Raw genomic sequence first — 13,140 nt, forward strand, 5'->3', positions numbered from 1 at the left:
CGGTTCCCGGTCATCCCGACGAACGGCGGGAGCGCTCGGGCTCGCCCAGGGCGTCGACGAGGTCGGCCCGGGCCCGGGCGACCCGCGAGCGGATCGTGCCGATCGGGCAGCGGCACACCGTCGCGGCCTCCTCGTAGCTCAGCCCGACGAGCTGGGTGAGCACGAACGCCTCGCGCCGGTCGGCGTCGAGGTCGTCGAGGGCGTGGCGCAGCGCCACCGCCTCCGCCGGGTCCGTCCGCGGCGCCCGGCCGAGGGGGCGGTCGTCCTCGGCGGGCTCGGCCGGGGTGACGGGACGGCGGGCGCGGCGGCGCAGGTGGTCGGCGGCCACCCGGCGCGCGATCGAGAGCAGCCAGCTGCGGGCCGGCGCGTCGCCCCGGTAGCGGCGCAGCGCGCCGAGCGCGCGCTCGTAGGTCTCCTGGGCGAGCTCCTCGGCGACGCCGGGGTCGGCGAGGTGCACGAGCAGCCGGTGGACCTGGGCCTGGGTGGCCGCGACGAACGCGCCGGCCGCGTCGCGGTGCCCGTCACGGGCGCGCAGCGCGAGCTCGGTGATGGCGGCGTCGTCCACGCCCGGCCCTCCTCCTCGCCCCGTTCCCCTGCGCGGTCGTCCCCTGCGCGGTCGTCACGGGGGGCCCGCGAGTTCCCGACCGTGACCGTCCCGACAAACGGGTCGGGACGCGGCGGGACCGGTCCCTACCGTGCTCCTCGACGGTAGGCCCCGGGCCCAGCGGAGGCCCGACCGGGATACCGCACCTGCCTGAGAACCGGCGGGCGTCCGACTGAGAACGCTCACCCGTCCGGCGGCAGTGGGCGGAGCGGTGGGGCGAGGAGGCTGCGGCGGGACCGGGGCGTCGTACCGTCACCACCCGTCAGCGAGACGCACGGAGGACCGCGATGACCGAGCAGGGGATGACCGAGCAGGGTGTACCCGGACTGCAGCACGTCACCACGTTCTGCGGCCAGTGCTCCTGCGGCTGCCCCGAGCTCTACCTCGACCCGGCGGCCGACGACGACCGCCGCGTGGTCATCACCGACGACTTCGGCGCGGCGATCCGCATGAGCGTCGCGCAGCTCGCCGTGATCGTGGACGACGCCCGCGCCGGGGTCCTGGACGAGCTGCTCGCCGGGTCCCGATGACCGCCCCCGCACCCCTCGCCGGGGCCCTCGCCGCGCTCTTCCTCGCCGCCGCCGTGCTCTGCACGGTGAGCCTGTGGCGCCGGCGCGGCCGGCACGAGGGCGCGCCGGCGGCGGCCGAGGCCAACCACGTCGTCATGGGCGTCGGGATGGCGGTCATGGTGCTGCCCGCGACCATGGACGCGGTGCCGCCGGCGACGGGTGCGGTGCTGTTCGGCGTGCTCGGTGCCGCGTGGGGCGTGCGCCTCGTCGCGCTGCGGCGGCGCGGGCGGGCGCTCGGCTCGGCCATCGGCGGCGACCGCTGCGCCGCCCACCCGACCCACCTGCTGCTGTCCAACGCGGCCATGGTCGTCATGTACGCCGCGATGATCCCGACCGGCGGGGCGATGGCGGGGATGGACGGCATGCCCGGCATGACCCACGGCGCACCGCCGCCGCTGGCGCTCTCCGCCCTGGCCGCGGCGCTGGCGGTCTACCTGCTCGTGCACGCCGCGCTCACCGTCGGCGCCCTCGTGCGGGTGCCGGCCACGGTGACGGCCGGTGGCGGGACCGGCGCCGCCGCGGGGCCCGGCCTGGTCGGTCGCGTCGTCGACGCGCCCGCCGTCCAGCTCGGCTGCCAGGCCGTCACCGGCGTCGGCATGGCGCTGATGCTGCTCCTGCACTGACGCACCGCTCCCCGAGAGGCTCCCCGTGTCCGTCGACCACCGGGCCCCGGCGGCCGCCCCGACCCGCCCCGGCGCCTGGACCCTGCTGCGCCCGCTGGTGCTGCGCGTCCACTTCTGGGCCGGGCTGCTCGTCGGCCCGTTCCTGCTGGTCGCGGCGCTGACCGGGTTCGTCTACACGCTGATGCCGTCGCTGGAGCCGGTGGTCTACCGCGACCAGCTCACCGTCCCCGCCTCCGCCGCGCAGGTGCCGCTGGCCGACCAGGTGCGCGCCGGGCTCGACGCGATGCCGGGCACCGAGCTGCACGCCGTGCGCCCCGGGGCGACGCCGACCGCCACCACCCAGGTCATCGCCACCGACCCGGCGCTGCCCGAGAGCTGGTACCGGACCGCGTTCGTCGACCCGCACACCGGCGCCCTGCACGGCGTCCTCGAGACCTACGGCTCCGGGCAGGCGATGCCCCTGCGCGCCTGGGTCGACCAGCTGCACCGCAACCTGCACCTCGGCGACGCCGGGCGGCTCTACACCGAGGTCGCGGCGTCGTGGCTGTGGGTGCTCGTGCTCGCCGGCCTCGCGCTGTGGATCGGGCTCGTGCGCCGGCGTCGGAAGGAACGCGCGGTCGCGCTGCTCGTGCCCCGCGTCTCCGGCGGGCGCCGCGCCCGGCTGCTGTCGTGGCACGCCGTCGTCGGATTGTGGGCGGCGGCGGGGCTGCTGTTCCTGTCGGCCACCGGGCTGACGTGGTCGACGTACGCCGGCGACAACATCTCCCTGCTGCGCGCGCAGCTCTCGTGGGAGACGCCCGAGCCGAGCACGGCGCTGCCGGGCACCGCGACCGTCCCCGAGCCGTCGTCCGGCGAGCACGCCGACCACGGCGGCATGACGGGGACGGGTCCCCGGGCCGAGGTCGACCCCGCCTCGTTCGACGTCGCCGCCCGCGCCGTCGCGGCGGCGGGCCTCACCGGGCAGGTCGAGATCACGCCCGGTGACGGGCCCGGCACCGCGACGACGGTCGCGCAGGTCGACCGCACCTGGCCCGAGCACCACGACGCGATCGCCGTCGACCCCGCCACCGGGCAGGTCACCGACGTCGTGCGCGGCGACGACTGGCCGCTGGCGGCCAAGCTCGCCACCTGGGGCATCGACGCGCACATGGGCTACCTGTTCGGCGTGGCCAACCAGGTCGTCCTCGGCGCGCTCGCGCTCGGCCTCGCCTGCGGCGTGGTCTGGGGCTACGTCCTGTGGTTCCGCCGCGGGCCCGGCCGGCGTCCCGGGCACGTGCCCGCCGACGGGGTCCTGCGCACCCTGCCGCGCGGCCTGCTGCTGCTCGTCGGGGCCGTGACGATCGTGGTCGGCGCCGTCGTGCCGCTGCTGGGGGCGACGCTCGTCGCGTTCCTGCTGCTCGAGACGCTGCTCGACCGGCGACGCCGGGACGGGACCGCTCCTCAGAACGCGTAGCGGTGCAGCCGCATCGCGTCGTGCAGGTAGGGCGCGAGGTCGAACGCCCGGTACAGCGCGTGCGTCACCCCGCGGGTCGCGTCGGCGGCGAGCGAGGTGACGGTGACGTCGTCGCGCTCGCGCAGCTCCGGGAACCGGCGCCGCAGCTCGTCGCCGTCGTAGCCCCACCGGAAGCGGGCGTCCATGCCGAGCGCGGCCAGCGTGGCGTTGGACGCCGGCACGATCCAGCGGGGCACCGCGTCGAACGCGAGCTCCCCGTGGGCGGTGTGGTCCAGCAGCCGGCCGACGACGTCGTACACCTCGGGCGCCGTGAGGTACATGAACAGACCCTCGGCCACCGCGAGCGTCGGGCGGTCGGGGTCGACCCGGTCCCACCAGTCGTGGTCGGTCACCGAGGACGCGACGGTCTCGACGTCGTCGGGCAGTTCGTAGACGCGGCGGCGCAGGTCCGCGACGCGGGGCACGTCGACGTCGAGCCAGCGCGACCCGGCGGGCCGCGCGAGGCGCAGGGGGCGGCTGTCGAGCCCGCAGCCCAGGTGCAGCACCTGGGCGTCGGGGTGCGCGGCCAGGAACTCCGCGGTCCAGGCGTCGAGGCAGCGGGCGCGCGCGGTGATCGTCGCGGTGTCCGAGGAGAACCACCGCCAGGGGCCGGGGTCGTGGCGGATGCGCGCGAGCGCCGGCCCGGCGTACGGGTCACCCAGCACCGGGTGCGCGGAGCGGGCGTCCCGCGCGCGCAGGGTCAGCGTGACGAGGAGCGTGGCCTCCGACCCGCGGAGGTCGACCGGTTCGGTCGCCATGGCACGGGAGCCTCCCAGCGCGGGCTGTGAGCTGCCGGACCGGGACACCGTCCGTGTTGCGCGATCTGGCAGCGTGTGGCCCCGATCGGGCGAGGATCGACGGCCCGCGGACGTTGAGGGGGGATCGCCGTGTTCACACGTCGGGTGGCCGTGGTGGGGGCCGGTTACGTGGGGTTGACGACGGGGGCGTGTCTGGCGTCGCTGGGTCACCAGGTGGTGTGTGCCGACATCGACGCGGCGAAGGTGGAGCGGCTGCGCCGGGGTGTGGTGGACATCGTGGAGCCGGGACTGGCCGAGATGGTGGTCGAGCAGGTCTCGGCGGGGCGGTTGTCGTTCGTGGTGGGGGCGGCGTCGGCGGTGTCGGCGGGGTTCCCGGCGGACGCGGGGGCCGAGGGGCTGGACGCGGAGATCGTGTTCCTGTGCCTGCCGACGCCGATGGGTGTGGGTGGGGTGGCCGATCTGCGGGCGGTCGAGGTGGTGGTCGAGGAGACCCGTGAGCTGTTGGCGGCGGGTGCGGTGGTGGTGAACAAGTCGACGGTGCCGGTGGGGACGGCGGGCCGGACCGCGGAGCTGCTGGACCGGGCGGATGTGGCGGTGGTGTCGAACCCGGAGTTCCTGCGGGAGGGCTCGGCGGTGCACGACTTCCTGAACCCGGACCGGATCGTGGTGGGGTGTGACACCGCGGAGGCCGCGGAGCGGGTGGCGGCGCTGTACGCCCGGTTGGGGGCGCCGACGGTGCTGACCGATGCGGCGTCGGCGGAGCTGATGAAGTACGCGGCGAACTGTTTCCTGGCGATGAAGCTGTCGTACGTGAACGCGATGGCCGAGCTGTGCGAGCGGGTCGGGGCGGACATCGGGGACGTGACCGAGGGGATCGGCTACGACCGGCGGATCGGGCAGGCGTTCCTGTCGCCGGGTCCGGGGTGGGGCGGGTCGTGCCTGCCGAAGGACACGCACGCACTCCTGCAGGTGGCGGACGCGGCGGACTTCGAGTTCCGGTTGCTGCGCGCGACGATCGACACGAACACCCGGCAGCGGCAGCGGATCGTGGACAAGGTGCGTCAGGCGGTGACCGGCCGGCGGGCGGGGTCGTTGACGCGGGTGCGGCTGGGGCTCTTGGGGTTGACGTTCAAGGCGGGCACCGACGACCTGCGGGACTCCCCGGCGCTGGCGATCGCGGCGCTGCTGCGCCAGGCGGGGGCGGAGCTGGTGGGCTACGACCCGGCGCTGGCGACGGATCCCACCGCCCCGGCCGATCCGGACAAGACGGTGCTCGGGGTGAGCGAGGGGCCCGGGGGCCGGGAGATCGACGGGATCCGGTTGGTGTCGGACCCGCTGGAGGCGGCGCAGGGCGCGGAGGCGCTGGTGGTGCTCACCGAGTGGCCGATGTTCCGCACGCTGGACTGGGCGTCGATGGCCGGGGTGATGAAGCAGCCCACCGTCATCGACACCCGCAACCTGCTCGACCCCGCCACCCTGCGCCGCGCCGGGCTCACCGGCATCGGCCTCGGGCGACGCGGGGCCGCCGTCACCGCCTGACGGGCGTCCGACGGGGTGGGCTGGTCCGAGGGCGGACCGCCGCCTACCGTGGGTGCACGTCGGGGGACCTCACCGGAGAGGCGAGCCATGCGCTGCGAGATCGCGGTCGACATCGACTCGTGCCCGGAGCACGTCTGGGCGGTGCTCATCGACCTCGGCCGGTGGCCGCGGTGGACCACGGCCGTCCGGGAGGCGACCCTCGTCGGCGGCGGCACGCTCGGCCTCGGCGCCGTGGCCCGGCTGCGGGCGCCCCGCCTGCCCGAGCGGACGTGGCACGTCCGGGACTTCCAGCCGCGGCGCCACCGCCTCGCCCTGCACGGCGAGGGGCTCGGCGGCCGGGCGAGCGTGCGGTTCGTGCTCTCCCGCGTCGCGGGGACGGCGTCGCGCAGCCGCCTCGTCGTGACCCACGAGCGCAGCGGCTGGGTGGGCACGCCGGTGGCGCGGGTGACGGCGCGCACCACCGAGGCACACCTGCGGACCCTCGGCGACGACCTCAAGGTGCACTGCGAGACCCGCCGCCGCGCCGGGGTCGCCGCCGTCCCCGGCTGAGATCACCGGTGGATTCGCGCCGGCCGGGGTACGTCCGGTCCATGGCGGATGCTTCCCTCGGCACCTCGCACTGGATCCCGGGGCCCCGGCAGGTCGTGCGCGAGGCGCTCATGCTCACCCGGCTCCCGCGCGGTCTGGCGGGGGTCGCGTGGCGCTGCGTGCGCCCCGACGTCCCGGTGCACGTCGTCGAGGAGATCGGTGACCACCGCGACCTGCCGGCGCCGCTGGCCGACGGCACCGACCGCGACCAGCCCCTCGAGCAGGGCTTCGGGCCGGCGCTGCACCGCGAGTTCCGCGTGCGCGTCACCGGCGCGCGGCGCCGCGCCGCGGACCTCGTCGACGCGATCGCCCGCGACATGAACCGCTGCGTGGTGCCCGGCGTCGCGCGGTTCGACTACGTGGCCGCGGGCGGCGCGATGACCGTCGGCGAGGAGCTCGTCGTGCGCATGCCCGGGCCGTGGGACGGGCCGGTGCGGGTGCTCTCCCGCGAGCCGTCGGCGTTCCGTCTCGGCACCCTGACCGGGCACCTCGAGGCCGGCCAGATCGAGTTCTCGGCGCGGGACGTGGGCGCGGCCGGCGACGACCTCGAGTTCGGCATCACGACGTGGGCCCGCGCGGGCGACCGCATCGCGGACGTCCTCTACACCCGCCTCGGGCTGGCCAAGGAGATCCAGTACCTGCTGTGGGTGGAGTTCTGCGTGCGGGCCGCCGCCCTGGCCGGCGGCCGGGTCGCGGGTGGCGTCACGGTGCGGACCCGGACCGTCGCCTGGCCGGACGCCGACCCCGCCGCGGACGCCCCCGAGATTTCTCGGCGGGCCGTGTAACGGCGGCCCGGGCGCCGACGACATCCCCGTTGCCCCGTGCGGCCACCGGACCCCCGACCCGGTGGCCCGCGGGGCTTCTTCGTGTCACCGGTCCGGGAACCCCGCCGCCCCGTCCGTGTGGTCGCCGGTGACGCAGGGACACGCGGGGTCGATGTGACGGCGGTGGGTCCCTCGACGGACGTACCCTCCACCGCGTGGACACCGACGCGCGCGTCACGACGGCGATCGTCGGTCTGGTCGTGGCGTTCTGCGCGCTGCTGCTGTTCAAGTGGCTCGCGCTCGTGGCCCTCGCCGCAGTCGTCCTCGCCGGTGCCCTGCGCTTCGCGGTCCGCCGCACGCTGCGGGCGGTCCGGGCCCGCCGCGCGCCGCGCTCCGCGGAGCCGGCCGAGGCCGTCCCGGCCGCCGTGATCGCGATGACCGTCGCCCCCGACTGCTCGTGGTGCGGCCTGCACGGCGGGCACCGCGACCACCGGGGCCGCCCGGTGCGCCCCCGGCACGCCCACGCGCTGCCCGCGCCGTCGCGCGCCTCCTGAGGGGCCCTACAGCCGCAGGTGCACCAGCAGGGCCCGGTGGTCCGAGCCCGGGACGTCGAGCACCGACACGTCACGGGCGCGGGGCCCGCCGGTGGTGAGCACGTGGTCGATCTGGGCGCCGAGCGCCCGCGGCACCCCGGAGTACCAGGTGCCGGTGAGGCTCTCGCCGCGCTCGGTCGCGGCGTCGGCACAGCCCTGCGTGCCCGCGCGGAAGGCGGAGTGGTCCGGGGTGGCGTTGAGGTCGCCGACGACGAGCGCCGGCCCGCCGGAGCGGGCGCACCAGCGCTGGAGCAGGTCGAGCTCCCCGGGCCAGTAGCCGATCCAGCCCGGCACGACCGACACCACGTGCACGGCGCCGAGGCGCGCCGGGCCGAGGATGCCGCCGGTGAGCTCGGCCCACGGGTAGCGCGTGTCGGACGGCGTGCCGGGCGCGTCGGAGATCACCCGCGCGGTGACGTCGCCCGCGCGCGGCGCGGCGAGCACCGTGATGCCGCGGACGTCCGCGCTCCGCGACGGCACATTGGTCCACGACCGGTAGTCCGGCACCAGCGCCGCGATCCGCGCCCGGAACCGCTCCCCGGCCTCCGGCAGCACCACGACGTCCGGCCGCTCGCGCCGGATCACCGCGGCCAGGGCCCCGACGTCGGCGTGGCCCTCGAAGACGTTCATCTCGAGGACCGTCAGCGGCGTCCCGCCGGGGGGCGGCGGGTCCGCCGGGACCGCCCGCGGCACGACGGCCGCGGCGGCCACCGCGACGACCAGCGCGGTGCCCGCGAGGCCCGCGAGCCCCACCGCCCCGGCGCGGCGGCGGACCAGCAGGACGGCGAGGACGGCCAGCACCCCGACCGCACCGACGACCGTGAGCGCCGGGCGCAGGGCCGTGAACACGGCGAAGGGCAGGTGGTGGTCGAGCCCGACGAGGTCCGGCAGGAGCACGAGGGCGGCGAGCGCCACCGGCACGACCGCGCCGAGCACCACGCGCGTGACGCGGCGCCGGGGCGATGGCCGGGGCCGGGGGGCCGGGGGTCCCGCGACGAGGTCGGGGACGCGGGGCGGCACCGCGCCAGCCTAGGTGGGCGGCCGCCGGGTGGCCGTGAGGTGTCCGGCGGGCGCCCCGGCGTCGACGGGACCGTCAGTCGACCGGTCGCGGGCCGATCCCGCCGATGCCGGCCGGGTCCCGACCGATCTTCAGGTCGGTGACGAGCACCGACCCGCCCTGCCGGATGTTCGGGTCCCGGTACATGCCCATCTTCAGGTAGGCGGCCTCGGTGCTCATGGTGCCCTGCCGCGGCGTCCAGTTGGTGACGCCCGTGGGCTGCCCGCTGCGCCAGACCGTCACCGCGCCCTCGCCCGGGGTCTGCGAGAACTTCACGTGCATCGTCAGGTCGATCGTGTCGCCGGGCGAGACGGCGCCGATCGACCGCATCTCGTCGCCGTTCACCACCATCATCAGCTGGCCCCGCACGACCTGGAGGGCCAGCGGCGGTGACCCGTCGGGCGCGGCGTGGTGCCACTGCAGCAGCAGCTGCCAGCTGCCGACGTCCGTCGGGAAGTCGTCGGACAGCCGCGCGGTGTAGCGGACGTACTGCTCCTCGCCGTCCTGGGGTGTCGTCCCGCGGCCCTGGGGGAGCACCTCGCTGCGCTTGCCGCCGGGGCCGAGGGTGAACTGCCACGCCTGGCGCCCCGGGTCGTCGGGGTTGGCGACGATCTGCGGGCGGCTCGCGTTCTCGACGAGGCCGGAGTTGCCACTGTTGTCGAACAGGCGCGACAGCGACCCGGCGGCGAGGTCGAACAGGGCACCGACGACCGGTTGCTGCTCCTGGGTGGTCGGGGAGACCGATACGGCCGGCGGCGCGACCGGCACGGCCTGCACCGGCGGCGCGGCCGGCTCGGGGGTGACCAGGTCGGCCTGCGCGGCCGCCCGCGGCAGCGGCTCGGCCGGGGCCGACGTCGTCAGCGGCGAACCGGGCGTGGTCATGGCGAACAGCGCGGCCACACCGCCGATGCCCACGACGCCGATGGTCGCCCGCAGCGGCACCCCCCGCGTGGCCTTCGGTGCGCGGTGGCTGCCGGTGCGGGGCCCGACCGCCGGCATCTCCACCTCGGGAGCCGCGTCGGGGACCGCGTCCGGGGTGGCGTCGGCGCGGTGGCTGCCGGTGCGGACGGCGCTCGCCGCGGTGGTCGGCCGCGCCGTGACGACGGTCGGCTCGGCGGCGGGGACGGGCCGGTGCGGCTCCGGCGCGCGGTGGCTGCCGGTGGGACGCGCCGGCGCCGGCGGGGGCACCGGCGCGGGCACCGCCGACCGCAGCACGGCCCTGGCCGTCTCGACGGTGCGGGGCTCGTCGTCGGGGTCCGGCGCGTGGTGGCGGTTCCCGGTGGGGCCCGTCGGCGGGCCGGTGCGGGCGAGGGCCGGGAGCGGGCCGGTGCCGGCGGGGCGGCGGTGGCGGGCCGGCGCGTCGCCGGCGGGCGTCTCCTCGGGACCGGCGCCCGGGACGCGGAGACCACGCTGGGCCCGGTGGCCGCGCGCACGGCGACGTCCGTCGGCGTGCGTGGGGTCGGCGTGGCTCAGCACGTCGGTCATCGAGGGCGTCTCCCGGGTCGGTCCGGGCGGATGGGTGGTCCGCCCCGCGGCCGTACGGTTCGTGCTCGTCCGCGGACATCGTGTCACCCGACCGTGACCCGGGCGCGGCCCCGAGCGTCCCCAGTGGGCCGAACGGCGTGCACGCGGCGGCGGATGGCTACTCCATCCTGCCTGCACACGGCGACCACACTGCGTCCGGGGTGGTGAACCCAGGGTGCGTGCCACATCGCGGATCGGTCTCGCCCGGGTCTCGGGACGGCGTCGACGACCGGTCCGGCGGACGGCGGACGGCCCACGCCGGCTCCCGCGGGCCGCCTCCGCTCGGCGCGCACCCCGGGCGGGTCGTCGCTGCGGACCGGCGCCGGCGGGCGGAGCTGAGGGCGGGCGATCCCGGTCACCGCGGCGAGTGGTCCGAACGGGTGAGTGGCCGCGCCGGTCGTCGCGTCGCACCGGCGCGTGGGCGGGCGGCCTCCTCAGGGTCTCTCAGGTTCGCCGTCCGGAGCGGTCCCGCTACCTACCGTTCCCGCCGTGACCACGACGACCACGCCGGAGCGCTCCACCGCGGGGCCGGGCCCGGCCGCCACGACCGCCCCCCGGGGCCGTGACGGCGCCGGGTTGCTGCGGATCGGGTTGCACCTGCTGCTGGCCGCGCTGCCCCTGCTCGCGATCTCGGCCCACGTGTTCGGGCTGATCAAGATGCAGTACTCGGCCGGCATCCTGGTGATCCCGCTCGCGACCGCGATCGTCGCGATGACCGTGCTCTCCCCGCACGGCGGGGACCGCGTGGTCGCCAGCGGGATGTGGTGGGGGATCGTCGGGTGCGCGATCTACGACGGCTTCCGCCTCACCACCGTCCACCTCTTCCACTGGTGGGCCGACTTCATCCCCACGATGGGCACGTGGATCACCGGCAACGACGACGACCTGGTCAGCGGCGCCGTCGTGGGCTACCTCTGGCGCTACATCGGTGACGGCGGCGGCATCGGCATCACGTTCTTCGCCCTGGCCTGCGCGCTGGGGATGCAGCGCTGGTCGCGCGGCGCCGTGGTCGGCGCGGCCGTCGCCTTCTCCGTCTTCCCGGTGTGGGCCGGGCTGGTCGGCACCGTGGCGATCGCGCCGCGCGGCCAGACGATGATGTTCCCGATCACGTGGGTCACGCTGACGCTGTCGCTGATCGGCCACCTGATCTTCGGGTTCGTCATGGGCCTCGGCTTCCACCGCTCGCGGGCCGTGCGCAGCGCCTGGCCCTGGAAGCCGATCACCGGTGAGCTCCCCGCGCTCGGCACCGGCCGCCAGCCCGCGGTCCCCGGGCCCCGTGCCCCGCACACCCCGCCGTCGGGCCAGTCGATGGACCCCGACACCTGGGAGCTCTGGCGCCAGCAGCTCGAGGCGAACACCGCCGCCCGGCGCGGCCACCGCGTCCGCGTGCGCTGACCGCCACATCGGCTCCCCCGAGACCCCGCTCCCCGGCGCCGCACGGCCCCGGCCCGACCTCCCCCGACGGGCCGGGGCCGACGCGGCTCTCTACCGTCGGCGGGTGCTCCGACCCGCCCACGCCGTGGCCGTGCTCCTCGCGCTCGCGGCGCTCCTCGCCGGAGCCTGCGGACGGGCCGCGCCGCCCGACCCGCTCACCGCCGTGCGCGGCGCCGTCGCGCAGACGTTCGCCGACCGCACCGCGCAGATCGCCTTCACGTCCCGCACCGGCCCGCCGGGGACGCCCGGGACCGAGGTCACCGGCACCGGCGTCACCGACCTCGTCGCCCGCAGCGCCGACGTCGCGGTGCAGGCCCCGTTGCTGGGCGGCGGCACGCGGGTCCTGCTGGTCGGCGGCACGCTCGACGTGGCGGTGCCGCCCGCGCTCGCGGCGCTCGTGCCGGGCGGGCGGCCGTGGGTGTCGGTCCCGCTCGACCGGCTCACCGCCGCGACCCTCGGCGGCGCGCTGCCCCAGTTCGGGGGCACCCCGGCCGACCCGCTGAGCGGGGTCGGGGCGCTGCAGGGCATCACCGAGGCCCGCCTCGTCGGTCCGGAGCCGGTCGACGGCACGCCGGCGACGCGCTACGCGACGACGGTCGACCTGCTCGCCACCCCGGCGGCGTCGGACCCCGCGCAGCGCCCGGCGATCGACCGCCTCGTCGCGCAGATCGGCTCGTCGCGGCTGCCGGTGGACGTGTGGGTGGGCGACGACGGCCGCGTGCGGCGGGTGGCGCAGACCGTCACCGCGCCCGACCGTCCGGGGCGCCCGGCGACCGCCACCGCGGTGACCGTGACGCTCTCGGGCCACGGCCTGCCGGTGACGATCGCGCCGCCGCCTGCCGACCAGGTCACCGACGTCTCCGCGCTGCTCCCGGCCGGCTGACGGCCCCGGACGGCACGCGGCCCGGGTGGCGTCGCGGGGACGTCACCCGGGCCGCGGCGGTCCGGCGGGGGTGCCGGCCTACGAGGTGACGGGCACGTCCGGGAGGTCGGTCACCGTGGTGGCGCCGGGCGCCGCCGCGGTCGGCGTGGCGGCGTCCTCCTCGTCGGGGGTGCCCTCCTCCTCGTCGGGGCTCGCCTCGTCGTCCGGGCTGCCGAGGCCCGGGACCTGGCCGAGGACGTCGTTCGCCGGGCCGCACAGGCCGTCGTGCACGGGTGCGAGGGCCCGGTCGGCGGCGTCGAGGACCGGGCCCGTGGCCCCGCCCGAGGTGCCGTCCAGCACGTGGCCGACGGTCTGCGTGCCGTCGTCCACGACGGGGATGCTGCAGTCCTGCTGGTCCTGCTGGTGCCCGGTCTCGTGCGCGCCCTCGCCGTGCGACGGGGCCTCACCGGCGAACGCCATGCCGGCGCTGCCGCCGACGAGCGCGACGGCCGCCGTGGCCGTGAACAGGCCACGTCCGGCCAGCTCGCGGGAGATCGTGCGCGGACGGCGGGCGGAGTGCGTACCCATGGAGTACCTCTGCGTCAGGTGGGGAGCGGTGGGGACGTGACGCGGCGTCCCCGGGCGGCGCAACGAAGTAGGTCACGACTGGATAACGGCCAGATCACGGAACTCATACGGGCGAGGGACGGTCCCGGCGGCTCGTGCGGCTGAC

Annotated in this window: 14 protein-coding genes; 9 read left to right on the forward strand and 5 right to left on the reverse strand. The window is 77.0% G+C overall.

The annotated features are described in order from the left end of the window. Positions 1-10: 10 nt before the first annotated feature. On the reverse strand, positions 11-565 hold the full coding sequence (locus ABD994_RS00470; protein ID WP_345410190.1) for a sigma-70 family RNA polymerase sigma factor: 555 nt from the start codon (positions 563-565) through the stop codon (positions 11-13). Between the two features lie 326 nt (positions 566-891). Between ABD994_RS00470 and ABD994_RS00475 the strand changes: the two genes are divergently transcribed. Genes ABD994_RS00475 through ABD994_RS00485 form a run of 3 tightly spaced genes read left to right on the forward strand, consistent with a single transcriptional unit; the run spans position 892 to position 3,249 of the window. Then, positions 892-1,134: a hypothetical protein gene (locus ABD994_RS00475; protein ID WP_345410192.1), complete on the forward strand. Its 243-nt coding sequence runs from the start codon at positions 892-894 to the stop codon at positions 1,132-1,134. Beyond that, positions 1,131-1,796, forward strand: a complete 666-nt coding sequence (locus ABD994_RS00480; RefSeq protein WP_345410194.1) for a DUF5134 domain-containing protein — start codon at positions 1,131-1,133, stop codon at positions 1,794-1,796. Before ABD994_RS00475 ends, ABD994_RS00480 begins: the two co-directional genes overlap by 4 nt. Positions 1,797-1,821: 25 nt before the next feature. Next, positions 1,822-3,249 carry a PepSY-associated TM helix domain-containing protein gene (locus tag ABD994_RS00485; protein ID WP_345410196.1) on the forward strand — a complete coding sequence of 476 codons (1,428 nt, stop codon included), beginning with the start codon at positions 1,822-1,824 and terminating at the stop codon, positions 3,247-3,249. Here the strand turns inward: ABD994_RS00485 and ABD994_RS00490 are convergent. Next, positions 3,237-4,046 (reverse strand): class I SAM-dependent methyltransferase, encoded by an 810-nt coding sequence (locus ABD994_RS00490; protein WP_345410198.1) that lies wholly within the window; start codon positions 4,044-4,046, stop codon positions 3,237-3,239. The genes ABD994_RS00485 and ABD994_RS00490 overlap by 13 nt on opposite strands. Before the next feature lie 129 nt (positions 4,047-4,175). On the opposite strand from ABD994_RS00490, the gene ABD994_RS00495 reads away from it, so the two are divergent. The 4 genes from ABD994_RS00495 (at position 4,176) to ABD994_RS00510 (ending at position 7,491) form a co-directional block, all read left to right on the forward strand. Further along, positions 4,176-5,585, forward strand: a complete 1,410-nt coding sequence (locus tag ABD994_RS00495; RefSeq protein ID WP_345410200.1) for a UDP-glucose dehydrogenase family protein — start codon at positions 4,176-4,178, stop codon at positions 5,583-5,585. Positions 5,586-5,672: 87 nt separating this feature from the next. Further along, on the forward strand, positions 5,673-6,134 hold the full coding sequence (locus ABD994_RS00500) for an SRPBCC family protein (protein WP_345410202.1): 462 nt from the start codon (positions 5,673-5,675) through the stop codon (positions 6,132-6,134). 41 nt (positions 6,135-6,175) lie between these two features. After that, the gene (locus ABD994_RS00505; RefSeq protein ID WP_345410204.1) at positions 6,176-6,958 is read left to right on the forward strand and encodes a DUF1990 family protein; all 783 of its coding nucleotides are present in this window, start codon (positions 6,176-6,178) and stop codon (positions 6,956-6,958) included. A 194-nt stretch (positions 6,959-7,152) separates the two neighbouring features. Further along, positions 7,153-7,491 carry a hypothetical protein gene (locus ABD994_RS00510; RefSeq protein WP_345410206.1) on the forward strand — a complete coding sequence of 113 codons (339 nt, stop codon included), beginning with the start codon at positions 7,153-7,155 and terminating at the stop codon, positions 7,489-7,491. Positions 7,492-7,497: 6 nt separating this feature from the next. Here ABD994_RS00510 and ABD994_RS00515 read toward each other — a convergent pair whose 3' ends face one another. Together ABD994_RS00515 and ABD994_RS00520 are read right to left on the reverse strand one after the other, a co-directional pair. Continuing rightward, positions 7,498-8,550 (reverse strand): endonuclease/exonuclease/phosphatase family protein, encoded by a 1,053-nt coding sequence (locus ABD994_RS00515; RefSeq protein ID WP_345410208.1) that lies wholly within the window; start codon positions 8,548-8,550, stop codon positions 7,498-7,500. A gap of 73 nt (positions 8,551-8,623) precedes the next feature. Continuing rightward, positions 8,624-10,072, reverse strand: a complete 1,449-nt coding sequence (locus tag ABD994_RS00520) for a heparin lyase I family protein (RefSeq protein WP_345410210.1) — start codon at positions 10,070-10,072, stop codon at positions 8,624-8,626. A 528-nt stretch (positions 10,073-10,600) separates the two neighbouring features. Between ABD994_RS00520 and ABD994_RS00525 the strand changes: the two genes are divergently transcribed. Together ABD994_RS00525 and ABD994_RS00530 are read left to right on the forward strand one after the other, a co-directional pair. Continuing rightward, positions 10,601-11,506 (forward strand): hypothetical protein, encoded by a 906-nt coding sequence (locus ABD994_RS00525; protein WP_345410212.1) that lies wholly within the window; start codon positions 10,601-10,603, stop codon positions 11,504-11,506. A 103-nt stretch (positions 11,507-11,609) separates the two neighbouring features. Next, a complete protein-coding gene (locus tag ABD994_RS00530; protein WP_345410214.1) occupies positions 11,610-12,428 on the forward strand; it encodes an SCO4651 family lipoprotein in 819 nt (272 codons plus the stop codon). Between the two features lie 78 nt (positions 12,429-12,506). Here ABD994_RS00530 and ABD994_RS00535 read toward each other — a convergent pair whose 3' ends face one another. Next, positions 12,507-12,995, reverse strand: a complete 489-nt coding sequence (locus tag ABD994_RS00535) for a hypothetical protein (RefSeq protein ID WP_345410216.1) — start codon at positions 12,993-12,995, stop codon at positions 12,507-12,509. Between the last annotated feature and the right edge of the window lie 145 nt (positions 12,996-13,140).

Source organism: Actinomycetospora chlora (assembly GCF_039542135.1).
Lineage (GTDB): Bacteria > Actinomycetota > Actinomycetes > Mycobacteriales > Pseudonocardiaceae > Actinomycetospora > Actinomycetospora chlora.